Raw genomic sequence first — 24,331 nt, 5'->3', positions numbered from 1 at the left:
CGGTCAGGAAAACCGGTCCAGATCCTCCGGCGTGTCGATGTCGGCGCTCTCCCCGGGCTCTTCGGGCACGTCGACGATCTCCAGCCCGCCCAACGTCCGCCGAAGCGACGCGTTCTCCACCGTTTCCGGCAGGGCGTCGCGCAAGGCCTCCGCGCGCCAGGCGCCGAGCAGCCACTGCCGCTCCCCCGACACGTCGACCAGCACCGCCCCCGCGGCCCGGTCGAGCCCCGCCAGCAAGCGGTCCACAGTGGATTTCCGGACGCCGGCGAGATCACCGGCCAGCACCACGACGAGCTCCGTGCGCACCAGCGCGAGCCCGGCCGCCAGCGCGGCCACCGGACCCGTTCCCGGCGACGTTTCCCTGGTCCAGACGACGTCGCCGAAGCCCGGCCGTTCCGGGCCGACGACGATCACCGGATCCGCGTCCGCGAGGGCCGCCAAAGCCCTGGCCAGCAACGGTTTCCCGCCGACGGGGAGCGCGGGTTTGTCCACACCGGACAGGCGACGCGCGGCGCCGCCCGCCAGCACGATCCCCGCGTACGCCACACCTAGCCGATCAAGCGGGTCGCGTACGGCATGATGCCGCCGTACCGCACCGGCGCGATCCGGACCCGCAGACCCGACTGCGGCGCCTCGACCATCTGGCCGTTCCCCAGGTACATAGCGACGTGGTGGATGCCCCGCGCGCTGCCGCCCCAGAAGAGCATGTCGCCGCGGCGCATCTGGGAGAGCGGCACCTTGCGCCCGGCGTTGTACTGGTAGCCGCTGTAGTGCGGAAGCGACTTCACCCCGGCGAACGCGTAGATCATCAGGCCCGAGCAGTCGAAGCCGATCTTGTTGTAGTCGCCGTAGCGGTCGGCCGTACCACCGTCGCGGATACCGCGGGTGGGGCCGGAGGTGTTGCCGCCACCCCACGCGTAAACGACTCCGAGCTGCGCGAGCGCCCGCCGGACGACGGCCTCGACGCTCGCCCCGGCCGGAGCCGACTGGACGGGCCTGCCGGACGGACGGCCACCGCCGCCCTGACTGGGCCTTTCCGCGGCGAGAGCGGCCTGACGGGCGCGCTCCTCGTCCTCGCGGGCCTTCTGCGCCTTCCAGTCCTCGTAGCGCTGCCGCTGCCCCTGCAGGCCGTTGACCTTCTGCTGTGCTTCGAAGAGCTGCTTCTCGACACTGGCCTTGTCGGCTTCGAGTTTCTGGTTCTGCGCGGCCTGGGTGTCCTGGGCGTGCTGCGCGGCGCTCTGCGCGTTGTCGGCCTCGTGCTTGGCCGCCTCGGCCGCGCGCTTGCGCTCCTGCGCGATCTCCAGCTTCTTGCGCGCGGTCGCGTCCTTGTTGGACTTGTCCGTCTGCGCGCGCTTCATCGCGTCGAGCGCGTTGAGCCTGCTGCCGCCGACCGCGTCGAGCATCTGGGCGCGGCCGAGGAGTTCCTTGGGGCTGTTGGCGGTCAGGTACGCCGACACCGAGCCGATCGTGCTGCCCTGCTGGAAGCTCGCGGCGGCGAATTTGTCGAGATCGGCGCGGGCCTTGTCGATGGTCGCCTGCGCGGCGTCGGATTCGGTGCGCGCGGACCGCGCCTCGCGATCGGCCTGCGCGGCTTCGTCCTGCGCGGTCTCCGCGTCGACCCTGGCCTTGTTGGCCTCTTCCATCTTCAGCTCGACGTCGTCGTTGAGCTGCGCGAGCTTCGACTCGGCCTGGGCCAGCTGGTTCGTGAGCCTGCCGACGTCACCCGCCTTGGCGTTGGCGTCGGCCTTGCTGGAGTTGATCTCGGAGTCGCTGGGATTCGGCGGAGGCGGCGGTACCGCAACGGCGGTACCCGTCACCCCGAGCAACAGGGCGATGCCGAGGGCGCCGATGGTCATGCCACGGCGGGCACCGGTCCCCGACCCGGCTTCACCACGCACGATCCACCCACCTCCTGATCTTGAACAATGAGCTCACTGTGCCACTGCCGTCACAGCATTACCAGAAGCACCACCAGGAACTTACACACCGTAGGCACCATTTCCCCTCAACGGGGGACGAACAGACGAACGTTTCGTCACTCGAACGGCCGCAGGTCGATGAGACCTTCGCGACCCGCGTGTCGGCTTGCCAAGCCAAACAGGACGGGCGTACTGTTTGAAAGGACGAACGAGGTGTGCCATCCCGGGTCCGGACCTACGGTGGGGGTGCGCAACACTCGCTCCGGGTCGGCCCGAACGACCTGGAGAACACACCGAACTGACCCGCCACTGGAGTTAGAAGTGACCGCACCCGCCAGCAAGGACAGCTTCGGCGCCAAAGACACGCTGAAGGTGGGCGACTCCTCCTACGAGGTTTTCCGCCTGAACAAGGTCGAGGGCTCCCAGCGCCTTCCCTACAGCTTGAAGATCCTGCTCGAGAACCTGCTGCGGACCGAGGACGGCGCGAACATCACCGCCGACCACATCCGCGCGCTCGGCAACTGGGACGCCAAGGCCGACCCGTCGATCGAGATCCAGTTCACGCCCGCCCGCGTGATCATGCAGGACTTCACCGGCGTGCCCTGTGTCGTCGACCTCGCCACCATGCGCGAAGCCGTCACCGACCTCGGCGGCGACCCGGACAAGGTCAACCCGCTCGCCCCCGCCGAACTGGTCATCGACCACTCCGTCATCATCGACGTCTTCGGCCGCGCCGACGCCTTCGAGCGCAACGTCGAGATCGAGTACGAGCGCAACCGCGAGCGCTACCAGTTCCTGCGCTGGGGCCAGGGCGCCTTCGACGAGTTCAAGGTCGTCCCGCCGGGCACCGGCATCGTGCACCAGGTCAACATCGAGCACCTCGCGCGCACGGTGATGGCCCGCAACGGCCAGGCGTACCCCGACTCCTGCGTCGGCACCGACTCGCACACCACCATGGTCAACGGCCTCGGCGTGCTGGGCTGGGGCGTCGGCGGCATCGAGGCCGAGGCCGCCATGCTGGGCCAGCCGGTCTCCATGCTCATCCCGCGCGTCGTGGGCTTCAAGCTCACCGGCGAGATCCCGACCGGCGTGACCGCCACCGACGTCGTGCTCACCATCACCGAGATGCTGCGCAAGCACGGCGTGGTCAGCAAGTTCGTCGAGTTCTACGGCGAGAGCGTCGGCGCGGTGCCGCTGGCGAACCGCGCCACCATCGGCAACATGAGCCCCGAGTTCGGCTCCACCGCGGCGATCTTCCCGATCGACGAGGAGACCGTCCGGTACCTCAAGCTCACCGGCCGCTCCGAGGAGCAGGTCGCGCTCGTCGAGGCCTACGCCAAGGAGCAGGGCCTCTGGCACGACCCGTCGCACGAGCCGGAGTACTCCGAGTACCTCGAGCTGGACCTGTCGACGGTCGTCCCGTCGATCGCCGGCCCGAAGCGCCCGCAGGACCGCATCGAGCTCACCGACGCGAAGAACTCGTTCCGCAAGTCGATCCACGACTACGTGGGCGGCGAGCAGGTCCCGCACACCAACGTGGACGAGGCCGTCGAGGAGTCCTTCCCGGCCAGCGACCCGGCCGCCCTGTCCTTCAAGGACGAGGGCGCGGTCGACATCCAGTCGGCGGCGAACGGCCACAGCGGCCGCCCGACCAACCCGATCAAGGTCAGCACCTCGGACCGCGGCGAGTTCATCCTCGACCACGGCGCCGTGGTGATCGCCTCGATCACCTCGTGCACCAACACCTCCAACCCGTCGGTCATGCTCGGCGCGGCGCTGCTCGCGCGGAACGCGGTCGACAAGGGCCTCGCGGTCAAGCCGTGGGTCAAGACCTCGATGGCGCCGGGTTCGCAGGTCGTCACCGACTACTACGACAAGGCCGGTCTCTGGCCGTACCTGGAGAAGCTGGGCTACCACCTGGTCGGCTACGGCTGCACCACCTGCATCGGCAACTCCGGCCCGCTCTCGGACGAGATCTCCGCGGCGATCCAGGAGAACGACCTCACCGCGGTTTCGGTGCTCTCGGGCAACCGGAACTTCGAAGGCCGCATCAACCCCGACGTGAAGATGAACTACCTCGCGTCGCCGCCGCTGGTCATCGCGTACGCGCTCGCCGGCACGATGGACTTCGACTTCGAGGCCCAGCCGCTCGGCCAGGACTCCGACGGCAACGACGTCTTCCTGAAGGACATCTGGCCGTCGGCCAAGGAGATCCAGGAGACCATCGACTACGCGATCACGCAGGAGATGTTCACCAAGGACTACGCCGACGTCTTCGACGGTGGCGAGCGGTGGAAGTCGCTGCCGACCCCCGAGGGCAAGACCTTCGACTGGGACGCGGAGTCCACCTACGTCCGGAAGCCCCCGTACTTCGAGGGCATGCAGGCGGAGCCCGCCCCGGTCACCGACATCGCCGGCGCGCGCGTGCTGGCGAAGCTGGGCGACTCGGTCACCACCGACCACATCTCCCCCGCCGGCGCGATCAAGCCGGGCACCCCGGCCGCGCAGTACCTGACCGAGCACGGCGTGGAGAAGAAGGACTTCAACTCCTACGGCTCGCGTCGCGGTAACCACGAGGTCATGATCCGCGGCACCTTCGCGAACATCCGGCTGCGCAACCAGCTGCTGGACGACGTGCAGGGCGGCTACACCCGCGACTTCACCCAGGCCGACGCCCCGCAGGCGTTCATCTACGACGCGGCGCAGAACTACGCGGCGCAGGACATCCCGCTGGTCGTCCTGGGCGGCAAGGAGTACGGCTCCGGATCGTCGCGTGACTGGGCGGCCAAGGGCACGCGCCTGCTGGGCGTGCGCGCGGTGATCACCGAGTCGTTCGAGCGCATCCACCGGTCGAACCTGATCGGCATGGGCGTCATCCCGCTGCAATTCCCGGCGGGCGAGTCGGCCTCGTCGCTCGGCCTCGACGGCACCGAGACGTTCGACATCTCGGGTATCACGAAGCTGAACGACGGCGAGACCCCGCGCACGGTCCACGTCACCGCGACGAAGACCGACGGCACCAAGGTGGAGTTCGACGCGGACGTCCGCATCGACACCCCGGGTGAGGCGGACTACTACCGCAACGGCGGCATCCTGCAGTACGTCCTGCGGAAGATGACCCAGGCGTAAGCACACCCGCGAAGGCCCCTTTCCCCGCACTTTCGGGAAAGGGGCCTTCGCGCGTTCTTCGGTAGCGTGGACGTATGGCCCACGGTCGAATCCAGGTCGAGAACGGCGAGCTCGCGTACGAGATCCGGGGCGAGGGTGATCCCGTCGTCCTGCTCCACGGCGGCATGCTCGACTCCCGGATGTGGGATGCCGAGATGCGCGAACTCGGACGCCACCACACCGTCATCCGGTACGACGCGCGCGGACACGGCGAGTCGTCCACGCCGACGGAACGGTTCAGGCACTACGAGGACCTCCGCGCGCTGATGACCGCGCTGGAACTCCCCCGCACGTCACTGGTCGGCCTGTCCGGCGGCGGGCGGATCGCGGTCGATTTCGCGCTGACGTATCCGGAGCTGGTCGAGAACCTCGTCCTCGTCGCGACGGGCCTCAGCGCGATGGTGACGAAGGATCCGTTCGTCCTGGAGCAGAACAAGAAACTCGAAGAAGCGGGCGCGCGGGGCGATCTTCCCGCCGCCATCGAGTGCCTCCTGCGCATGTGGGTGGACGGGCCCCGGCGCGCGCCCGCGGACGTCGATCAACGGGTCCGGCTGCTGTGCCAGGAGATGTACACGCAGACGATCGTGCGCCACGGGCTCGCCGGTTTCACGCTGATGGACGAGCTACGGGCCATCGAGCGCACCGGCGAGCTGACCCCGCGCACCCTGACCTTGGTGGGGGATCTGGATTCCTCGGACATCATCGCCATCGCGGACCAGATCGAAAACGAGGCACACGACGCCCGGAAACTGGTCGTCCCCGGGGTCGCGCACATGATCAATCTGGAGAAGCCCGGCGAGTTCTCCGGAATATTGCTGGATTTCCTCTCCTGCTCGTGAGTCGGCGTTCCGCAAGTCCGTACGGTTCTAAGCGTCCTTACCACTCACGAGGTCGTCTTCCCGCTGTTCCGGGCGACGGTCGACGACGCGGCCGAGCGGGCGCAACAGCACGTTGACCCCGACGATCACCGCCGTCCCGGCGAGTGCGACGACGTAAAGTCCCGCTCCAGCAAGGGATCCGACGGCGGCGGAGCACCAGAGGGTGGCCGCGGTGTTGAGCCCGCGCACGTTCAGGCCGTCGCGCAGGATCACGCCGGCGCCGAGGAAACCGATCCCGGAGACGATCTGGGCGGCGACCCGCGTCGGGTCGGCGTCACCGCTGGTGTTCAGCCCGCCGAAACCGTGCGCGGACAACAGGACGAAGAGCGTCGCGCCGACGGCGACGAGGGCGTTGGTGCGGAGTCCGGCCATCCGGGCGCGGTACTGGCGCTCGATGCCGATGACGGCGCCGAGGCCGACGCCGGTGCCGACCCTGAGCAGCATTTCGAAGGTGTTCATGATTCCGGCTCTTTTCTGGCGTGCGTACACAAAGCCAGACAGGGAAAGGAGACCGGAGAAGGTCAGCGCACCACGCACACGGGTGAACGGCGACCACGTCCGGTCGGTCCAGAACTGTCTTCCGGCATGTGCCGCTCACCTCGCTTTCGTACTCGATCGGTGTTGATCAACCTTCGGGACTCTACCACCGGACGGCCCGAGCGCGGCGTGGATCGTGTCACGCAGCCAGCGCTGGGCCGGATCGGCGTCGAGCCGCGCGTGCCAGAGCTGGCAGACCTCGATCCGCGGAAGCTCGGCGGGGATCGGGAACCAGCGGATGCCGAGTGACCGGCCGTAGTGCTCGGCGAGCCGCTGGGGCGCGAGCCCGACGTAGTCGCTCGACGCGACCAGGAACGCCGCGACCGCGGAGGTGGGGACGACCGCGGCGACTCGGCGCTGGAGTCCGGCCGCCTCGAGCACGTCGTCGAGCGGTCCCCTGCCCCGGCCCCGCCGTGACGCGGAAACGTGGGGATAGCGGCAAAGCTGCGCCAGCGTCGGACGCCGCACGCCGCCGAGCGGACCGTCCGCCCTGACGATCGCGACCACACGTTCGTGGTACAGCAGCTCCGAGTGGATGTCGGGGGCCGTGATGTCACCCGCGCCGATGTCCAGATCCACCGAACCGTCTCGCAAGGCTTCGGTGCTTTCACTGCCTTCCGCGACGAAGCGCAGGACGACGCCCGGAGCGACGGCGGCGGTCGCCTCGACGGCGGCCGTCGCCAGTGTCGCGGCGACGCCGTCGTTGATGCGGATGGTGAAAGTGCGTTCGAGGTCGCCGAGCGACAACTCGCGGTCCGCGCTGATCAGCGCCGACGCCTCGTCGAGCAGCGATCGCACCCGCGGTGCCGTGCGGAGCGCGAACGGTGTCGGCACCATCCCGCGGCCGGCGCGCACGAGGATCGGATCCCCCATCGCGCGCCGCAACCGGCCCAGTGCCCGGCTCGCCGCCGGGATCGACAGATGCAGGCGTTCGGCGGCCGCAGTCACGCTGCCCTCCCGCAGCAAGGCGTCGAACACCCGCAAGAGGTTCAGATCCAGCTGATCGGCCATAGTTGCATCGTACGCAACTCTTTGTTGCCAATGTTGCGTGGCGCGAAGAACCGGCAGGCCCATAGCGTCGTGGACATGCCACTCCGACTCCAAATCCGCGACGCTCCCGAAACCGCGGCGAACCGACGCGGCCTGTTGACCGCCATGTGCGCCTGTGTCGTACTCGTCGTCGGGATGGTCGCCGCGATCAACCTCGCCGTCCCGATGCTCGCCGCGAGCGACCTCCACCCGTCCGCGTCGGCCTTGATCTGGATCGTCGACACCTATGTCATCTTCTTCGCCTGTCTGGTGATCCCCGGTGGAGCGGCGGGCGATCGCTTCGGCCGCAAGGGTGTCCTGCTCGCGGGCCTCGCGCTTTTCGCACTCGGTGCACTGCTGTCGGCGATCGCGTCGAACGTGCCCTTCCTGCTGGCGGGCCGGGCGATCACCGGGATCGGGGCCGCCGCGGTGCTGCCCAACACGCTCGCGGTCCTGCTGCACGCCGTCCCCGCCGAGCGCAAGGGCGTGACCATCGCGACCTGGGCGTCGATGACCGGGATCGGCGGTGTCGTGGGGAATGTCGGCGGCGGTGCCGTACTGACGAGCGGATCGTGGCGTTGGCTGTTCGCGGCCGCCGTCCCGCTCTCGCTGGTGCTCGCCGCGCTCGTCGCCCGGATCGCGCCGGTCTCCCCGCGACACGAGCGGCCGCTCAGCCCGCTCGGCGCCGTCCTGCTCGTCGGCGCGTCGGTCGCGTTACTGCTCGGTATCGTCGAAGGTCCCGAAGCAGGCTGGACCAGCCCGATCGTCCTGGCCGGATTCGCCGGTTCGGTCGTGCTGTTCGCCCTGTGGACGTTCGCGGAACTGAAGGCCGAGCACCCGCTGCTCGATCCCCGGCTATTCCGGGTGCCCGCGCTGCGCAGTGCCTGTCTCGGCATGACCGCGATCTTCTTCGGGATGTTCGCGCTGTTCTACGTCAACGCGTCCTTCCTCCAGTACGGCAAGGGTTTCGGGGTACTGCCGACCGGGCTCGGCATCATCCCGCTGACCGTTCCAGTCATCCTCGGTGCGCGACACGTGGGCAAGCTAGTCCAGCGCTTCGGCGTCGACGTCGTCGTCGCCATCGCGTTCCTCTTCTGCGGCTGCGGCCTCATCGGACTGTCCACAAGCGACACTTTGACGCCGTATCCGGTCTACGCCGCCTGGCTCGTGGTGACCGGGATCGGTGTCACGCTGGCCCTCCCGACGTTGTCCGCCGCGATCTCCGGTTCACTGCCTCCGGCGCAGGCCGGGGTCGGCGCCGGACTGCAGGCCACCACACGTGAATTCGGCAGCGCGCTCGGGGTCGCGGTCATCGGCACCGTCCTCACCGGACGCTTCGTCGCGGCGCTGCCGGAAGACATCCGCGAGGCCCACGATCCGCACACCGTCGCGCAGGCCCTGGCCGTCGCCGCGCCCGGCCGCTCGGCCGAGGTGATCTCCGCGTTCGTCACCGGCGCGAGCACGGCACTCCGGGTGATCGGGGTGAGCGTGCTCGTCCTCGGGTCGCTCGTCGTCCTGCAATCACGGCTTTCCCGTAACACCAAGTAGAAGGAGCATTCCCATGCACGTATTCGTCACCGGGGCGACCGGCTGGATCGGCTCGGCCGTAGTGGACGAACTGCTCCACGCCGGCCACGAGGTCACCGGCCTCGCCCGATCGGACGACTCCGCCACCGCTCTGGAGCGGAAGGGCGCCCGGGTCCGCCGCGGCGACCTGGACGATCTCGACGGCCTCCGTGCGGGCGCCGAGTCGGCCGACGCCGTCATCCACCTGGCGAACAAGCACGACTGGGCCAACCCCGCGGAGTCCGACCGGGCCGAGCGGGCGGCCGTCCAGACCTTCGCCGACGCCTTGACCGGCACCGGCCGGGCCTTCGTTCTCGCCGCGGGCCTCTCGACCCTGGCCACCGGACGCCCCGCCACCGAGACCGACCTCTCCCCCGCCGTCGGCCCCGACTCCCACCGTGGCGGCGCCGAGAACCTCGCGCTGGAGTACGCCGAAAAGGGCATGCGGGTGATCAGCGCCCGCTTCGCACCGTCCGTGCACGGCGTGGGCGACCACGGTTTCGTCGCCGCCCTCGTCGCGGCCGCCCGCAAGCATGGCGTTTCCGGCTATCTCGGCGACGGCACCGCCGCCTGGGCCGCCGTGCACCGCACCGACGCGGCCCGGCTCGTCCGGCTGGGACTGGAAGGCGCGCCCACCGGCTCCCTGCTCCACGCGGTCGCCGAAGAAGTCGTCACCACGAAGGAGATCGCCGAAGCCATCGGACGGACGCTCGACGTCCCGGTGGTGTCCGTGGCGCCGGAGAACGCCGCTGAGCACTTCGGGTTCGTCGGCCGGTTCTTCGCGCTGGACATGTCCGCGTCCAGCGCGCGCACCCGCGAACTCCTGAAGTGGACCCCGTCCGGACCGAGCCTGGCCGAGGACATCGAAGCCGGCGCTTACGCCTGATCGAGAGGAAGCACCATGTCCGCAGTGACCGCTTTCATGCTGGTGAAGACCACACCCGAGTGGCTCGGCCTCACCGTCGAACAACGGGTGGCGGCCTTCAAGACCGAGGTCCTCCCCGCCATCGAAAGCAAAGTGAAGGGCGTCTGGTCCCGCTTCTTCGACACCGAGTTCTACTCCGCGCGAGTGACCGACGTATGGGTGTGGGAGGCCGACGACCACCACTCGTACCAGCTGCTCGTCGAGGCGCTGCGCGAGACGCCGTTCTGGGACCGGTACTTCGAGGTGGTCGATCTCCTGGTCGGGGTCGAGAACGCGTATGCCACGAACTACGGTCTGGACGCTTACGCGAGCGTCAACGTCTAAGGCCGATGGGTGAGCCAGGCGCACCGGCGGCCGCGACCAAGCCGAAGCCGGTGCCCTGGTTACCCACCCGGATCTCCTGGACGAGCGAATCGTCCGGCCAATCCGGCCCTCCCCGTCCGGAACCCTAGGGCCGGAAGTTCGGGACCGGTCCCCGGACGCCGCGAAGGCCACCGCCGAGACGGTGGCCTTCGTGGTGTTCAGCCCGGGATCAGGCGGTTTCGAACGGCTGGACGTTCGGCTGGAAGATCTGGCCGTTGGCCGGGACCTTCAGATCGATCAGGTAGTCGGCCGTCACCTTGTCCACCCCGAGCGAGTCGCCCAGGATGCAGTGCCCGAAGGCGTCGACCGAGAGCAGCCGGGCGTTGCCCAGCTCGTCGGCCATCCGCTTCGAGAACAGGTACTGGGTCGCCGGGTCGTAGAAGTTGCCGACGACCAGGACCGGGGTGTCGGTCTTGGCCTGCCACGGGCCGCGGTAGACGTCCGGCTTCTTCACCGGCCACACCGGGCAGCCCGCCACGTCCGAGAACGCCTGGTAGCGACCGAAAGTGGGCGATTCCTTCTCCCACTTCGCGGCGATCTCGGGGACCTTCTCCTGTTTGATCGTGATCTTCTTGTCCGAGCAGTTCACGGCGAAGTACGAGTCGTCGCCGGTGTACGGGCTGTCCGGGTTCGCGTCCGCGCGCCCGTTCGCCCCGGACCGCAGCACCTTCAGCTCGACGGCCTGAGCCGTCTGCGCCTGCGCCGCGGGCGGGTGGACGACGTTGTACAGCGCCTGCAGGTCGTCGGCCAGCGGCGGGAACGACGTCGGCGAGTACAGCACCCCGGCCACCGTGCTGGTGAACGCGTTGATGTCGTAGCTGCTCCCGTCGGGCAGCTTGACCGGCTGCTGCCGCAGGTGGTCGCGGATCTCGTCGAACTTCGCCCGCGGCGTGCCCGCGCTGAAGGAGCACTTCGGCCCGACCTGCGCGCACTTGCGCAGGAAGGCGTCCAGCGCGATCTCGAACCCGCGAGCGCGCTCGCGGTCGTACTGCACGCCGTCGCTGGTGCGCAGCGCCGGATCGACGTTGCCGTCGATGACGATCGCCCGGCTCTGCTTCGGGAACATCGACGTGTACGTCGACCCGATCAGGGTCCCGTACGAGAAGCCGACGAAGGTCAGCTTCTGGTCGCCGACGGCCGCCCGCATCTTGTCCAGGTCACGCACGACGTCCTTGGTGGACATGTGGTTCAGCAGCGCGCCCGCGTTGTTCTTGCAGAACTGGCCGTAGTCACGGTACGAGGCCAGCGTCCCGGAGATCTCCTGTCGCGACAGCGGCACGGGGATCTGCGCGGCGAAGACGTCGTCCGCGTCCTCCTGCGTGGTGAAGCATTTGAGCGGGTTGCTGGCGCCGACGCCGCGCGGGTCGAATCCGATCAGGTCGAACCGGTCCAGCACCTGCGGCTGGAAGTAGTTCGCCGCGCCGATCGGCATCCGGAACCCGGAGCCGCCGGGGCCGCCCGGGTTGAGGAACAGCGAACCGACCTTCTTGTCGGGCGTCTTCGCCGCCCGCTTCAGCATCGCGATGTCGATCGTGCCGAGCGCCGCGTTGTCGTGGTCGATCGGCACGCGATACCGCGAGCAGCTGTAGAACTTCACCTGATCGGCCGGAACACCGCGGAGCTGGTCCGCCGTGCAGGCACCCCAGTTCACCGGCGCCGTCGCGCCGACCTGGGCGGCGGGCGGCCCGGCTTCTTGGGCGGCGACCGCCGTCCCGGACGCCCCTGTCAGCGCGGCGCCGGCCACGAGTGCCCCTACCAGTGCGAAACCGCGCACCGGCCTCCTTGTGGATCTCGGCAAAACGACTCCTCCCTCGGCTGGCGACGTGTCGGACCACGTCGCGCGATGCGCCGCCGACGTCACGGCGCGTAACACCCAAGGAGCCTCGCACAGGCCGGTAACCCAGTCACCGGCCGAAAGGATGGTACGAACCTATCGAGTGGTTGTCTTCAACTCGAAAATCGGTAACACACGGCAAGCGGCTTTCTCCTCCATGGAGTAACCGGGCCAGAACTCCAGCAGCCGTTCCCACATCGCCTCGTACTCGTCTCCGAGCAGTTCCCTGGCCCTGACCGGGATCTCCTCGCCCGCCAGCGCGACGACCGCGTCGGGATGCGAGCGCAGATTGTGCGTCCACGCCGGATCGTTCGGCCTCCCCCAATTGGAGCCGACGAGCACGAAACCTTCCTCGTGCGGGAAGTACAGAAGATTGGTACTGCGGGGCAGCCCGCTCTTCCGGCCGGTCGTGGTCAGCCGCAGGGAAGGGAGCCCGGCCAGCGCGACCAGGCTCACCTTCCCCTTGAACAGCCGGTGGAGTCTCTTGTCCACCCAGATGATCCCGCCCGCGAGCCCCATCAGCCACGGTTTGGTGCCGAGCACACGGGCGAGCGAAGTGAGAGGGTTAGCCACGGACAGATCTTGCCAGGCTCACCCCGAACCGCGATTCCGAGTCCGTCCACCATTTCTCCACGGAGAAACCGGCTTCGGCCAGTTCCGCGGCGATTCCCTCCCGCCGGAACTTCGCGGAGATCTCGGTGCGCACGTATTCGCCCTCGTCGAACTTGACCTGCAGGTCGGCACCCGGGATGTCGACGGTCAGCGGCTCACGCGCCCGCAAGCGCATTTCGATCCATTCGTTCTCTTCGTCCCAATATGACACGTGGTCGAACGCGGCTGGGTCGAAGTTCGCGCCGAGGCCGTTGTTGATCACGTGGAGCATGTTGCGGTTGAACTCGGCGGTCACCCCGGCGGCGTCGTCGTAAGCACGCTCCAAGGTCTCCCGGTCCTTCACCAGGTCCGTCCCGAGAAGGAACCACTCCCCTTCGTCGAGCACCTCCCGGACCGAGCGCAGGAAGGTGGCGCGGTCGGCGGGGAGGAAGTTGCCGATCGTGCCGCCGAGGAAGACCACCATCCGCGGCCGGTCGCCCGGCAGCAGGTCGAGGTGCTGGGTGAAGTCACCGACCACGCCTCGGACCTCGAGGGACGGGTAGTCGGCGGTGATGGCTTCCGCGGCCTCGGCAAGCGCCGTCTCGGAGACGTCGAGCGGGACGAACTCCTTCAACGTGCCGTGGCTCGTGAGCGCGTCGAGCAGGAGCCTCGTCTTCTCGCTCGACCCGGAACCGAGTTCGACGAGGGTGTGCGCGCCCGAGCTTTCGGCGATCTCGCCGCCGCGCGCGGCGAGCACCTCCCGTTCGCTCCGGGTCGGGTAGTACTCGGGAAGGGCGGTGATCTTTTCGAACAGCTCGCTGCCGCGCGCGTCGTAGAACCATTTGGGCGACAACCACTTCTGGTCCGCGTCCAGGCCGGCACGGACGTCCGCGCGCAGCTGCTCGGTGATATCCGATTCGCTGTGGTGTACGTCGAGGTCGAGTTCGGTCATCGTGCCTCAGGGCTCCGATCGGCTTCGAGGGGCAGGATCTCCACGCCGGCGCCGGTGACCCGGACGGCGTGGTGGTCGGGAACGGGAGTCCAGCCGGGATCGTCGTCGCACGGCTCCGACGCGACGAGCACACCGTCTCCGGTGTCCCGATAGGACAGGGAATGCGTCCACGCGGTACCGATGAGCGTCCGGCCGTCGGTCAGCAGGAGATTGAGCCGCGAACCCGGGCCCGCCTCCTCGACCACTCCGGTCAACCAGGTGACGGCCGCGAGCGGGTCTTCGCCCGCCTCGAGCCGTTCACGCAGCAAAGCCCACAGCAGTACCGAATCCGTGGTCGCCTCCAGCGTCAGCAGCCGGGTGATCGGCAGCTTCGCGGCGAGCTCGGCCATCGAGTCCGGCCAGCCCCGCACCAGCCCGTTGTGGCTGAAGAGGTAGCCGCCGCCGGTGAACGGCGCGTTCGCCGCCTCGACCACGGGCATCCCCGTCGTACCGTTGCGGACCGCCGCCAGGAAAGCGTGCGAGCGGACCGATCCGGCGAGGGCGGGCAGATCCCCGTCCGTCCACAAGGGAGCGGACCGGCGCAGCCGCAGCGGCTCGGGGCCTTCGGCGTACCAGCCGAGGCCGTATCCGTCCGCGTTGACCGAGCCGCCGCCCCGCATGTCACGAGGGGCGTACGACTGCACGAGCAGCGAATGAGGGGCTTGAAAGAGCGTCTCGGCGGGCGAGCGCGGCTCGCCGAGATACGCGACGTGACGGCACATGCCGCTCAGGCCACCTCGCTCGGCCGCGCGTCCCGGGCACAGCGGAACCCCGAGAAGATCTGCCGCCGGATCGGGTGATCCCAGTTGCGGAACGTGCCGCGGATGGCCGCCGCGTCCGTGCCGAACGAGCCACCGCGCAGGATCCGGTAGTCCCCGCCGAAGAACACCTCCGAGTACTCCTTGTACGGGAAGGCGGCGAATCCCGGATACGCCTCGAAACCGCTGCTGGTCCACTCCCAGACGTCACCGATCAGCTGGTGCACGCCCAGCGGCGACACACCCGCCGGGTACGCGCCGACCTCCGCGGGCCGCAGGTGCCGCTGCCCGAGGTTGGCGTGGTCGGGGGTGGGTTCCTCGTCGCCCCAAGGGAACCGGCGCGACCGGCCGGTCGCCGGATCGAACCGGGCGGCCTTCTCCCATTCCGGCTCCGTCGGCAGGCGACGGCCCGCCCAGGCCGCGTACGCCTCGGCTTCGTGGAAGGAAACGTGGACAACGGGTTCCGCGGCGGGCACCTTCTCGTAGACGCCGAACCGCGTCCGCCACCAGCCGTCCTGCTCCCGTTTCCAGAACCGCGGCGCGTCGATGCCGTGTTCGCTGCGGTACGCCCAGCCGCGCTCGCTCCACCACTTCGGGTCTTCGTAACCGCCGGAGTCGAGGAACTCGGCATACGCCCCACAGGTGACCGGCGCGGTGTCGATGAAGAACGCCTCCACCACGACCTCGTGCGCCGGACGCTCGTTGTCCAGCGCCCACGGCTCGGCGGAGGTCCCCATGGTGAAGGCACCGCCGGGTACGAACACCTCCGCGGGCAGTGGCCCGGACCGCGACGGCGGCGGGGCGGGCGCGTGCAGCACCGGATCGCCCTTGCGCAGCTGATGGGTGGCCAGCATCGTCTCGTCGTGCTGCTGCTCGTGCTGGGTGATCATGCCGAAGGCGAAGGCGTCCTCGGTGAGCCGCCTGCCTTGCAGTGGAACGGTTTCCAGGATGTCGAAGGATTTCTCCCTGACCTCGCGGACGTACTTGCGAGCCTCCTCGGGGCCCAGCAGCGGCAACGCCGGGCGATCCGCGCGGGCGTGCTGGAACGCGTCGTAGATGTCGTCGATGTCGGGCCGGAGCGCCTCGCGGCCGCCGACGTCGCGGACCAGCCAGAGTTCCTCCTGGCTGCCGATGTGCGCGAGATCCCAGACCAGCGGCGACATCAGTTTCGAATGCTGGCGGACCAGGTCTTCGTCGTCGACGCTCGTCAGCGCGACACTGCGCTCACGCGCCCTGGTGAGCGCCTCGGCCGCGTGAGCCCGCAGGTCTTGCGGGCTCAGCGCGCGAAGCGGGTTGGTCTCGGTGCTTTCCACGCTCATGACTGGTGGCTCCTCGAACCCCTCACGAGGGATTGCACACCCTCGCTGATCTCGGTGATGGTCTCCGGCGGCAGACCGGTCGTGCCCAGTTCGGCACAACCGAGGTCCACCACCTTGCTCGCGACGTCGGCGATCGCCCGGTCGGCGAGGCCGAACCGGGCCGCGCACTCCCATCGGCCCATGACCGGTTCGCACAGTTCGAGCACCTTGTCCACTGTGGACGGGCGCGCGAGCAGTGCGGCCAGCAGGGCCACCGGGTGCAGCCACCTGGCGGCGGGCTGGGCGTCCAGGTAGCGGATCTCCAGATACCCCTGTGGACGCACCGGGGTGAAGAACGTCGTCAGGTGGTAGGCCAGGTCGTCCTCGGTCGGCCTGCCGAGCCCGGCGCCCTCGCCCCGGCCGTCGATCCAGTCGGCGAAGGTCAGGGAATCGGGCGCGTCCCAGCGGCCGTCCGGTCCGGGAAGGACCATCAGCGGGGTGTCCATGATCCTGCCCGCCCATTCCGCGGCCGGGTCCTTGCCCGGTTCCGCCGACCGGGTGCGGGCCTTTTCCGTTTCCATGACGGCGAGCCAGCGTGCGGACGCGTGGCCGGTGTCGCGTCCGGCGTGGATCCGGGAATTGGCGAAGGCGGCGAGCAGGGGCGGACCGAGCGCGTGGACGGCCGCCCAGCGGACCGGCAGATCGTGCGCCTCACCGGCGTCCACGCAGACCTGCAGGCCCGCGGTGCTGCACATCATCGTGGCGCCGCCCTCGCCCATCGGGGCGAAGCGGCGTTCCATCGCGGCGTAGCGCGGGGTGCCCAGCTTGCGGGCGGGGGCGCGATACCTGTCTATCCCGGTGTCCCCCAGGTACAGGCCTCGTGCGGCGAGAAGACTTTCGAGATGGGCCAGATCGGCCGAGACGACGGCGTCCAGGTGGCGCAGCGTGGTCTGGGGTTGAGCGGAGATCTCCACCTGGCATCCGGGCTCGAGGCTCAGCGGTGAACCTGCCGGAAGCGGGAGGGCGGGGCTGTCGGGGCGCAGCGTCCGCGGCGTGTGCGGGCCGAGCGCGGCGGCGAGATCGTCGGGATCGAGGGGCCGGGCGGGTTCGTCGGCGTAGTGCACGGTGAATTCCAGCTCTACGCCGAGAAGTCTCGGCGGCCCGTGTTTGAAGCACACGGAAGCCACATACGCCTCACCTTCGGCGCGGTCCGAGAGGACCTTCGCCGTCGCGTTCGACGCGCTCCCGGACTTCTCGGGGAAATCATGAACAGTAGTCATCTTTCCGCCGTCCAGTCGGTTGTCCGATAACTGAGATGCCTTGACTTCGGACGCTACACGCGGGGTCCGACAAAATCAGTCCGGTTCTTGCCGGGCAGGATCGCCGGACCACGTTCCGGGACAGGACGATCAGGGCAAAGCGGGCTCCGTGCCCAGGCCCAGCGCGGCCGCCGCGTTCCGCACCGCCTCGATCACCAGCTGCAGCGCCGGGCGCCGCGACGAGGTCGTCCGGTAGGCGATCGAAACCGTCCGGAGCAACGGTGTGGTCAACGCGACGACGTCGATCCCCGGCGGCCGGAGCCCGAGCCCGAGGTCGGAAACGAGGGTCACCCCGAGCCCCGCCCTGACCATCGCCATCGCCGTGGACTGCTCCTCGACCTCGTGGTTGATCTTGGGTTCGAACCCGTGCCGGTGACACGCGGTGCGCACCGCGCGGCCGAAATGACTCTTCGGGCTGGCGAGGATCCAGGGATGTTCACCCAGTTCGAGTAAAGACGCGCTTCCGGCGGGCACCGCGCCGGCGGGTACGGCGGCGTGCAGCCGTTCGACCGCGATCACCGCGCGCTCCAGGCCCGCGTCCCACGGCATCGGCGCGTCGGAGTAATCGAGGACGAACGACAGATCCAGCTCGCCGTCGCGCACGGCGTCGGCGGTGTCCTCGGGAGCCAGCTCACGGGTCCGGACCTGGATGCCCGGATGCTCACCCGCGAGCGCGGCCAGAGCGTGCGGCAACAGCCCCGAAGCGACCGACGCCCACACTCCGGCCATGAGGCGCACCGAAACGGTCTCCTGCGCCTCTTCCAAGGCCAGTGTCGCCCGTTCGACCGACCCCAGGATCTCCTCGGCGTGTTCGGTGAGCAGCAACCCCAGTTCGGTCAGCTGCACCCGTCTGCCGAATCGTTCGAACAGCTTCGCGCCCACGTCCCGCTCCAGCTGAGCCAGCTGCTGCGATACCGCCGAAGCGGTGTAATGCAACGAAGCGGCGGCCGCCGTGACGGTGCCGCGCCTGCTCAGCTCGCGGAGCATCCGCAGGCGGTGCAACGAAAGCTCCATGGCCCCAACGTAATCGGGTGCGGTCGTGCACGCCGGGTGACGCGTTACACCAGTTTCTCTGCACATCATCGTTCAGATTCGGTAAATGGACGCGCGCGCCCGCCGGGGCGCACCCTCGGAAGTGGCGCAGGAACGACCCCGAATCCACGAAGGAGGTGGCCGCATGGCCGCGAGGAACGCCGAACCGCTGATGAGGCTCGTCTGGACCGACCCCGTCACCGGTGCCACCGGCTACCTCGTAGTGCACAGCCTGGTCTCCGGTATCGCGACCGGCGGGACCCGGATGCGCGCGGGCTGCACGATGACCGAGGTCGAGGACCTGGCGAGGGGGATGGCGAACAAGACCGCGACCTTCGGCTTGCCGGTCGGCGGGGCCAAGGGCGGCATCGACTTCGATCCCAAAGACGAGCGTGCTTTCGGTGTGCTGGAACGGTTCTGCTCGTTCCTGCGGCCGTGGATCGACAACCACTGGGTGACCGCCGAAGACCTCGGCGTGCCCCAGCACCTGATCGACGAGGTGTTCGCGAAGCTCGGGCTCGAGCAGTCGTACCACGCCGCGATCCGGCGTTCGGCCGATCCGGCGCACACCCTTCGCCGTGTGCAGGCCGGGCTGAACACCCCGGTCCCCGGCGGGCTCCTGCTCGGCGACGTGATCGGCGGCTACGGCGTCGCACAGGCCTGTCTCGGTGTCGCCGACGCGTGGGAATGGGCCGCCGAGAAGACCACGGTTGCCATCCAGGGCATCGGCACCATGGGCGGCGGCGCGGCCTGGTACCTGCACGAAGCCGGGATGAAGGTCGTCGCGGTCGCCGACGCGGCCGGGACGCTGTACCGGCCCGAAGGTCTCGACATCCCGGCGCTGTTGGAACTGCGGGACTCCTACGGCGAGATCAACCGGAGCAGGCTCCCCGCCGACGTCCGGCTGCTCCCCCGCGACGAGATCGTGGCGACGGAGGCGGACATCCTCGTCCCGGCGGCGATCTCCTACGCGCTGCGCGCCGGGAACCAGGGCGTCGTCAAGGCGAAGGTCGTCATCGAAGCGGCCAACGCGGCGACCACGCCCGACGCCGAAGCGGGGCTGGCGGCCCGTGGCATCCCGGTGATCCCGGACTTCGTCGCGAACGCCGGCGCGGCCGCGTGGGCCTGGTGGCTCCTGCTCGGCGAGGTCGGCGCCGATCCCGCGGATTCGTTCCTGCGCCTGAGGACCGAGATGCGGGCGAAGGTGGCGCTGCTGCTGAGTTCGTGGAACCTCGACCGGATCGCACCCCGCACCACCGGGCTCCGGCTCGCCGAAACCACCCGTTCGGACGCCACCGCTCCCGAAACCGCCCCCGCGTTGGTCATCCCCTGACGGCGAGCGTGAAGGCCCCTCCCACCGAGGGGCCTTCACGCTCGTTCAGGAAGCGAAACGGTCCGTCGCGCCGATGAGGACCTCGCGCATCGGCTCGTCCTGGGTGCTGTGGCCAACCTCGTCGATGACCACCAGTTCGCTGCCTGGCCACGCGTGCGCGAGCTCCCACGGCGTGCCGATGAGGTTGCCCAGGTCGAGACTTCCTTCGGCGAGCACGGCCGGGATATGGGCCAGTTTCCCGGCCTCCCGCAGGACCACGCCTTCGTCCAAAAAGGACCCCTGGCTCCAGTAGTGCGTGACCAGCCTGGCGAAGGCGAGCCGGAACTCCGGGCTCTCGAAGCTCTTGTACGGCGGGGAAGTCGGGATGATCGCGTCTTCCCAAGCACACCAGTCGGCCGCCGCCTTCCCGTGCACCGCCGGATCGGGGTCCATCAGCAACTTGAGGTAGGCCGCCGCCAGGTCACCGTCGCGATCCTCTTCCGGAACTCCGTCGCGGAACTTCGCCCACGCCTCGGGGAAGACGCCGCCGAGGCCGCGGGTGAGCAGATCGGTCTCGCTCCGCCGTCCGGTCGCCAAGCCCATCAGGACCATCTCCGTGACCCGGTCCGGATGACGCTCGGCGTAGACCAGCGCGAGCACCGAGCCCCAGGAACCGCCGAAGAGCAGCCACTTCTCGATGCCCAGATGCTCACGAAGGCGTTCCATGTCGGCGATCAGGTGGTCTGTGGTGTTGGCGGAAAGATCGGCTTCAGGCTCCCCCGCGTGAGGGGTGCTCCGGCCGCAGCCTCGCTGGTCGAACAGCACGACGCGGTACTTGGCCGGGTCGAAGTACCGGCGCAGGCCGGTACTGCAGCCGCTCCCGGGGCCGCCGTGCAGGGTGACGGCGGGTTTGCCGTCGGGATTCCCGCAGACCTCCCAGTACACGAGGTGCCCGTCGCCGACGTCGAGCATCCCGTGGTCATACGGTTCGATTTCCGGATACAGCCGTGTCACGTTCTCGTCCTCCCAGACCCCGCCAGAAATACAACAGCGCTGTCACAATAGCGGGGAGCGTGTCCTGGCGCGCGAGATTAAGCAGTCCGTGAAGGCCTCCTTGAGGGACTCTGGGTCTCTCAAGGAGGCCTTCACGGACTTGGCGGTCCTGATCTTCCGCGAAATTCCGCGCACCGGATGTCTGTTCCGGCGCGAGTGATTCGTGGACAAGGTGAGCGGCCGCCACGAGAGCGCCGCCACGAAGCCCCAGGGGATGAGATGTCGAACGCCCGCCGCATGTACGACCTGGTCGAGCCCATCGGTCTGGTGCCCTACTTCGCCGACGAGTCGGACGAGGCACTGATCGCACTCGGCCTGCGCGGCCCGTGGGACGCCTACTTCGCCGGCCGTGCCGCGCCGTTCGGCCGGTCGGTACCCGCCGAGGTGATCCACGCGATCTTCTACAACTTCGCCACCGGTGAGGTGGCCCGGCACATCCCGAAGATCTGGGAGCTGACCACACCCGAGGAGGCGCTGGCCGCCCGCGAACGAGGATGCGTCGCGGGGATGCGGCGGATCCTCGGCGGACTCGCCGACGCCCCCGGAGTCACCCGCGCAGGCGACCTCCTGCTGAAGGCCGCGACCAGCGCGCCGGTGGAGGGGCGCGCCCTCTACGCCGCCCTCCGCACTGCCCCGGTCCCGCAGGAGCCCGTGGCCAGGCTGTGGCACGCCGCCACTCTCCTGCGTGAACACCGCGGCGACGGCCACACCGTCGCTTTGCTGGCCGAAGGCATCGGCGGCACGGAGTCCCATGTGCTCCACGCCCTGTCCGTCGGCACCCCCGCGAACGAGTTCGGCCGGGTCTGGCACCTCCCCGCCGCCCAGCTGACCGCGGTCGTCGACGGTATGCGCGACCGCGGTCTCATCGGGACGGACGGCTGGCTCACTCCGGCTGGGCGCGCCACGAAGGAACGCGTCGAGGCCATGACCGACAGGCTCGCGGAGACGCCGTACAACGCCCTGAGCGCCCAAGAACTCGAGCGTGTCGTCGCCCACCTCGAACCGATCTCGGCCGCGCTCAGGGCGGTGTTTCCGTGGTGACGGCCTAGCCGGCCAAGGTGCTGGAGACGTGCTTGAGCGCGTCTGCCAGCTCCGCCGGGCCGGCCGGTCCGATGTGGACCACGGCGTCGTTGCCATGGCCGGTCGTGTAGCTCAGGTACCGGCCCCAGTCCGTATCGGCGAAATGGAGCGGATCCTCGACGGCCACATGCCTGCCGACCTCGTCCCGTTTGCCGACGTAGAGCTCGCCGCTTCCCTCGACCGGCCGCTGCACGAGGCTGACGATGTCCGCGATCACCGGCGGCAGCGAATGCGTGTCCGGGCCGCGGCGGGCCGCTTCTTCGAGCTCGTACGCGCGGACGGTGCGCAGCCTCCCGCCGCCCGCCGGGACGGGCGGCAGCTGCTCGATCAGTGTTTCGGGCAGCCGTCGCCGATCGATCTCCTGCAGCCCGACCCAGTCGCCCGACGCCACAGCCAGGACCGCCTGCAGCCCCAGCGAAGCGGCGAGGACGCCGTAGGTCTGGCCGCCGGTGTTCACCCAGCCGTAGTACTCGATGGCCGGTTTCGTGAGCACCGGAAGCCAGTCCAGGAAGTCGACCGACGCGCGGCCGCTCGAATCCAGCAACCCGGCCTGTGCCAGCGCCGCTTCCACGCGCTTGTCCGCCTCCGCGCGGGCCGTCCTGGACAGCCAGCGCGGTTCGGGACGCAGCGTGATGTGCAGTTCGCCGACGCGTTCGCGTTCGGCGAGCACCGCCAAGGCTTCGACCGGGACGTCCACCCGGCCTGTTCTCACGGTCATCCGTTACTCGCCGATGACCGGCGGACTGGTCCGCTGGTCGGTGCCGAAGATCGCGTCCGGGTCGGCCTCGATCAGGTAGTCGGGACGCTGGTGCTCGTCGTCCTCGTCGCCGTCGGCACGGCGGCCGCCGGCGCCCATCGGACCCATCTGCCCGCCGCCACGACCGCCCGCTCCGCGACCACCGGCCAGGTGGTCGGCGCCACCGATGCCGCCGAGACCGCCCATGCCGGAGCCCCTGCCCGAGCCGAGACCGCCGGAACCGGGAGCGCCCGCCCGGCCGCCGGTGCCGCCCTCGCCACCGAGCAGCCTGCCCGCGGCGCTGTTGGACGGGGGCACGTTGCGACCGCCGGTGCTTCCCGGCGGGTTCTGGCCGGGACCGTTCGGGTTGTAGTTCTGGCCGGGGCCGTTCGGCAGGCCGATGACGTTGTCCGAGTCGCCGCCGGGACCCCGTCCGGGGATCCTGCCCGGGATTTCGGTCGTCGGCCCGGGCTTGCCCTTGCCACCGCCGGTCGGGCGTGTGGTGTCGTCCCCGTCGCCCGGCTTGCGCGTCGTGGGAGGCGGGATGGTGGGGTCGGGCCGGTCCCTCGGGATCACCGGGCGGTCGTCGTTGGGGCCCGGTTTGGTCGGGGTGCGGTCGTCGCCGCCCGGCCTGTTCTGATTCGGGTTGGTGCCGTTGTCGTCCGTGCCGCTGGTGTCGGTGCCGTCGTTGTCGTCCCCGCCGCCGTTCCTGATCGGCTTGACCGGGATGACCGGCGGGTGGACCGGGGGCGTACCGCCGGGGGTCTTGACGCTGACGTCCGCGCCGTCGCTCTTCAACACGCCGTAATCGGTCGGCAGGCTGGAACTCGTGCTGCTGGTGACCGAGTCGTACTGGTCCATCACGCGGACGTTGTTCTGGTTCGCCGCCTCGTGTTTCGCGACGCCCTCTTGGTAGTTCTTGATGTCGTTGTTGACCATGAACGGCCCGGCGATCGGGATCGCGCCCTTCAGGCCGGTGGTCCAGGGGTTGGGCTTGTCCGGCTTCGGCGGCACCGGGACGACCGTCTGCCCGGAGTCGTCGAAGCTGTCGGCCTGCGTCGTCACCGAATCCCTGGTCTGGAACAGCGGCTCCGCGGTCTCCTTGAAGGCCTGCTCCAGCGGGCCCGCACCGGCGTTCGCCGCGTCGGCGGCGGAACCGGTCCAGGACGCCGTCATCCGCGTCTGCAGGGACTTGATGGCCATGCCGCGCTCGACGTAGGCGTCCGAGAGTTCGGCGATGCGATCGGCCGCCGAACGCAGGTTGCGGGTGTCGCCCTGGGTGAAGTTCTCGAAGATCTGTTTGCCGTCCACTCTCATGCCCCCTTGAGTGTCTTGATCACGGCCGACGCGAGTTTCTGCGCGGTCCCGCACGAATTCTGTTCGTCGCCGTAGCCGGCGGCCAGGGTGTTGACCGTCAGGTCGTCCGCGACGCCCACCGCGAGATCGCAGTTACCGCGCGCCCGCCGGTCCTGGATTCCGTAATAGACGGTCGGATAGCCGTCGACCTCGGGGCCCGGCTCCAGGAACCGCAGCTGCCCGGATTCCTTGGCCTTGTACATTCCGGCCAGGCCGCCCGTGCCCTTTTCGCGGTTTCCGCTGCCGAGGATGACCTGCAGCGTCTCGCCTTTGCCCCTGATGAACCAACCGCAGCTCGGATTGCTCGACTCGGACCTGGGCTCGCCGGGCTCGGTGAACCCCAGCTCCGCCGCCGAGGCGGCGGGAAGCAGCTTGCAGGCGTCACCGACGTACGCCGAGGCGTCCAGCGGATTCGCCACCTTCGGGACGTTCGGATCCTCCGGTGCGGCGGAAGACTCCGACGACGGCGCCGACCCACTGCTGGGCGACGGTTTCCCGGGGTTCTCCCCCGTGCAGCCCGCCACCGCGACGGATACGAGCATGAGCGCCGCCACGGCGGCGCGTTTCCTCAACACGTTCGGCATCC

General features: G+C 69.3%; 21 protein-coding genes and 1 pseudogene. 7 read left to right on the top strand and 15 right to left on the bottom strand.

Annotation, left to right across the window (positions count from 1 at the left end; genetic code table 11):
• Positions 1-3 precede the first annotated feature (3 nt).
• Positions 4-546 carry a molybdenum cofactor guanylyltransferase gene (locus tag ED92_RS13025; protein ID WP_037337383.1) on the bottom strand — a complete coding sequence of 181 codons (543 nt, stop codon included), beginning with the start codon at positions 544-546 and terminating at the stop codon, positions 4-6.
• 2 nt (positions 547-548) lie between these two features.
• Positions 549-1,898 carry an NlpC/P60 family protein gene (locus tag ED92_RS13020; protein ID WP_037337381.1) on the bottom strand — a complete coding sequence of 450 codons (1,350 nt, stop codon included), beginning with the start codon at positions 1,896-1,898 and terminating at the stop codon, positions 549-551.
• Positions 1,899-2,240: 342 nt separating this feature from the next.
• Between ED92_RS13020 and ED92_RS13015 the strand changes: the two genes are divergently transcribed.
• Positions 2,241-5,048, top strand: coding sequence for an aconitate hydratase (locus tag ED92_RS13015; protein ID WP_037337378.1), 2,808 nt, complete (start codon positions 2,241-2,243; stop codon positions 5,046-5,048).
• Positions 5,049-5,122: 74 nt separating this feature from the next.
• Positions 5,123-5,926, top strand: a complete 804-nt coding sequence (locus ED92_RS13010; protein ID WP_037337375.1) for an alpha/beta fold hydrolase — start codon at positions 5,123-5,125, stop codon at positions 5,924-5,926.
• Positions 5,927-5,980: 54 nt separating this feature from the next.
• Here the strand turns inward: ED92_RS13010 and ED92_RS13005 are convergent.
• Positions 5,981-6,424 (bottom strand): annotated as a pseudogene (locus ED92_RS13005) (MgtC/SapB family protein); the annotation flags it as partial.
• A 135-nt stretch (positions 6,425-6,559) separates the two neighbouring features.
• Positions 6,560-7,513, bottom strand: coding sequence for a LysR family transcriptional regulator (locus ED92_RS13000; RefSeq protein WP_037337370.1), 954 nt, complete (start codon positions 7,511-7,513; stop codon positions 6,560-6,562).
• Positions 7,514-7,657: 144 nt separating this feature from the next.
• Between ED92_RS13000 and ED92_RS12995 the strand changes: the two genes are divergently transcribed.
• From ED92_RS12995 to ED92_RS12985, 3 genes are read left to right on the top strand one after another with little or no spacing between them, the layout of a single operon-like run.
• Complete coding sequence (locus ED92_RS12995) at positions 7,658-9,079, top strand: MFS transporter (protein ID WP_200882721.1); 1,422 nt, start codon at positions 7,658-7,660, stop codon at positions 9,077-9,079.
• A gap of 13 nt (positions 9,080-9,092) precedes the next feature.
• Entirely contained in the window at positions 9,093-9,983 is an 891-nt protein-coding gene (locus ED92_RS12990) for an SDR family oxidoreductase (RefSeq protein ID WP_037337367.1), read from the top strand.
• A gap of 15 nt (positions 9,984-9,998) precedes the next feature.
• Positions 9,999-10,346 (top strand): darcynin family protein, encoded by a 348-nt coding sequence (locus ED92_RS12985; RefSeq protein ID WP_037337365.1) that lies wholly within the window; start codon positions 9,999-10,001, stop codon positions 10,344-10,346.
• 208 nt (positions 10,347-10,554) lie between these two features.
• Here the strand turns inward: ED92_RS12985 and ED92_RS12980 are convergent, their stop codons facing one another.
• The 7 genes from ED92_RS12980 to ED92_RS12950 all read right to left on the bottom strand — a co-directional run bounded on the left by ED92_RS12980 (position 10,555) and on the right by ED92_RS12950 (position 18,190).
• Entirely contained in the window at positions 10,555-12,159 is a 1,605-nt protein-coding gene (locus tag ED92_RS12980; protein ID WP_037337362.1) for an alpha/beta hydrolase, read from the bottom strand.
• A 156-nt stretch (positions 12,160-12,315) separates the two neighbouring features.
• Entirely contained in the window at positions 12,316-12,738 is a 423-nt protein-coding gene (locus tag ED92_RS12975; RefSeq protein ID WP_052120702.1) for a nitroreductase family deazaflavin-dependent oxidoreductase, read from the bottom strand.
• A 46-nt stretch (positions 12,739-12,784) separates the two neighbouring features.
• On the bottom strand, positions 12,785-13,762 hold the full coding sequence (egtD, locus tag ED92_RS12970; RefSeq protein WP_037337358.1) for an L-histidine N(alpha)-methyltransferase: 978 nt from the start codon (positions 13,760-13,762) through the stop codon (positions 12,785-12,787).
• Entirely contained in the window at positions 13,759-14,523 is a 765-nt protein-coding gene (gene egtC, locus ED92_RS12965) for an ergothioneine biosynthesis protein EgtC (RefSeq protein WP_037337357.1), read from the bottom strand. The genes egtD and egtC overlap by 4 nt, the downstream gene beginning before the upstream one ends.
• Before the next feature lie 5 nt (positions 14,524-14,528).
• The gene (egtB, locus tag ED92_RS12960; protein ID WP_037337356.1) at positions 14,529-15,878 is read right to left on the bottom strand and encodes an ergothioneine biosynthesis protein EgtB; all 1,350 of its coding nucleotides are present in this window, start codon (positions 15,876-15,878) and stop codon (positions 14,529-14,531) included.
• A complete protein-coding gene (locus ED92_RS12955; RefSeq protein ID WP_037337355.1) occupies positions 15,875-17,137 on the bottom strand; it encodes a glutamate-cysteine ligase family protein in 1,263 nt (420 codons plus the stop codon). The genes egtB and ED92_RS12955 overlap by 4 nt, the downstream gene beginning before the upstream one ends.
• 129 nt (positions 17,138-17,266) lie before the next feature.
• Positions 17,267-18,190, bottom strand: coding sequence for a LysR family transcriptional regulator (locus tag ED92_RS12950; protein ID WP_037337353.1), 924 nt, complete (start codon positions 18,188-18,190; stop codon positions 17,267-17,269).
• Positions 18,191-18,353: 163 nt separating this feature from the next.
• On the opposite strand from ED92_RS12950, the gene ED92_RS12945 reads away from it, so the two are divergent.
• A complete protein-coding gene (locus tag ED92_RS12945) occupies positions 18,354-19,541 on the top strand; it encodes a Glu/Leu/Phe/Val dehydrogenase (protein WP_037337351.1) in 1,188 nt (395 codons plus the stop codon).
• Between the two features lie 45 nt (positions 19,542-19,586).
• Here the strand turns inward: ED92_RS12945 and pip are convergent, their stop codons facing one another.
• Entirely contained in the window at positions 19,587-20,492 is a 906-nt protein-coding gene (gene pip / locus ED92_RS12940) for a prolyl aminopeptidase (protein WP_052120699.1), read from the bottom strand.
• A 318-nt stretch (positions 20,493-20,810) separates the two neighbouring features.
• Between pip and ED92_RS12935 the strand changes: the two genes are divergently transcribed.
• Entirely contained in the window at positions 20,811-21,614 is an 804-nt protein-coding gene (locus tag ED92_RS12935) for a MarR family transcriptional regulator (RefSeq protein WP_161791120.1), read from the top strand.
• Between the two features lie 4 nt (positions 21,615-21,618).
• Here ED92_RS12935 and ED92_RS12930 read toward each other — a convergent pair whose 3' ends face one another.
• The 3 genes from ED92_RS12930 to ED92_RS12920 are packed head-to-tail and all read right to left on the bottom strand — an operon-like array spanning position 21,619 to position 24,329.
• The gene (locus ED92_RS12930) at positions 21,619-22,350 is read right to left on the bottom strand and encodes an ESX secretion-associated protein EspG (RefSeq protein ID WP_081975777.1); all 732 of its coding nucleotides are present in this window, start codon (positions 22,348-22,350) and stop codon (positions 21,619-21,621) included.
• A 24-nt stretch (positions 22,351-22,374) separates the two neighbouring features.
• Entirely contained in the window at positions 22,375-23,706 is a 1,332-nt protein-coding gene (locus ED92_RS12925; RefSeq protein WP_125734202.1) for a hypothetical protein, read from the bottom strand.
• Complete coding sequence (locus tag ED92_RS12920; protein ID WP_037337344.1) at positions 23,703-24,329, bottom strand: DUF3558 domain-containing protein; 627 nt, start codon at positions 24,327-24,329, stop codon at positions 23,703-23,705. Before ED92_RS12920 ends, ED92_RS12925 begins: the two co-directional genes overlap by 4 nt.
• Positions 24,330-24,331: the final 2 nt, after the last annotated feature.

It is taken from the genome of Amycolatopsis sp. MJM2582 (genome assembly GCF_000754115.1).
In the GTDB taxonomy this organism is placed as follows: Bacteria; Actinomycetota; Actinomycetes; order Mycobacteriales; family Pseudonocardiaceae; genus Amycolatopsis; species Amycolatopsis japonica.
This window is presented reverse-complemented; position numbering and strand designations above follow the sequence as displayed.

Bases quoted from the DNA above. Each gene is read 5' to 3' on its own strand.
- ED92_RS13010 (WP_037337375.1), top strand. From the start codon at position 5,123: ATGGCCCACGGTCGAATCCAGGTCGAGAACGGCGAGCTCGCGTACGAG.
- ED92_RS13000 (WP_037337370.1), bottom strand. From the start codon at position 7,513: ATGGCCGATCAGCTGGATCTGAACCTCTTGCGGGTGTTCGACGCCTTG.
- ED92_RS12995 (WP_200882721.1), top strand. From the start codon at position 7,658: ATGTGCGCCTGTGTCGTACTCGTCGTCGGGATGGTCGCCGCGATCAAC.
- ED92_RS12990 (WP_037337367.1), top strand. From the start codon at position 9,093: ATGCACGTATTCGTCACCGGGGCGACCGGCTGGATCGGCTCGGCCGTA.
- ED92_RS12985 (WP_037337365.1), top strand. From the start codon at position 9,999: ATGTCCGCAGTGACCGCTTTCATGCTGGTGAAGACCACACCCGAGTGG.
- ED92_RS12975 (WP_052120702.1), bottom strand. From the start codon at position 12,738: ATGGGGCTCGCGGGCGGGATCATCTGGGTGGACAAGAGACTCCACCGG.
- egtD (WP_037337358.1), bottom strand. From the start codon at position 13,762: ATGACCGAACTCGACCTCGACGTACACCACAGCGAATCGGATATCACC.
- egtC (WP_037337357.1), bottom strand. From the start codon at position 14,523: ATGTGCCGTCACGTCGCGTATCTCGGCGAGCCGCGCTCGCCCGCCGAG.
- egtB (WP_037337356.1), bottom strand. From the start codon at position 15,878: ATGAGCGTGGAAAGCACCGAGACCAACCCGCTTCGCGCGCTGAGCCCG.
- ED92_RS12955 (WP_037337355.1), bottom strand. From the start codon at position 17,137: ATGACTACTGTTCATGATTTCCCCGAGAAGTCCGGGAGCGCGTCGAAC.
- ED92_RS12950 (WP_037337353.1), bottom strand. From the start codon at position 18,190: ATGGAGCTTTCGTTGCACCGCCTGCGGATGCTCCGCGAGCTGAGCAGG.
- ED92_RS12945 (WP_037337351.1), top strand. From the start codon at position 18,354: ATGGCCGCGAGGAACGCCGAACCGCTGATGAGGCTCGTCTGGACCGAC.
- pip (WP_052120699.1), bottom strand. From the start codon at position 20,492: ATGCTCGACGTCGGCGACGGGCACCTCGTGTACTGGGAGGTCTGCGGG.
- ED92_RS12935 (WP_161791120.1), top strand. From the start codon at position 20,811: ATGTACGACCTGGTCGAGCCCATCGGTCTGGTGCCCTACTTCGCCGAC.
- ED92_RS12925 (WP_125734202.1), bottom strand. From the start codon at position 23,706: ATGAGAGTGGACGGCAAACAGATCTTCGAGAACTTCACCCAGGGCGAC.
- ED92_RS12920 (WP_037337344.1), bottom strand. From the start codon at position 24,329: ATGCCGAACGTGTTGAGGAAACGCGCCGCCGTGGCGGCGCTCATGCTC.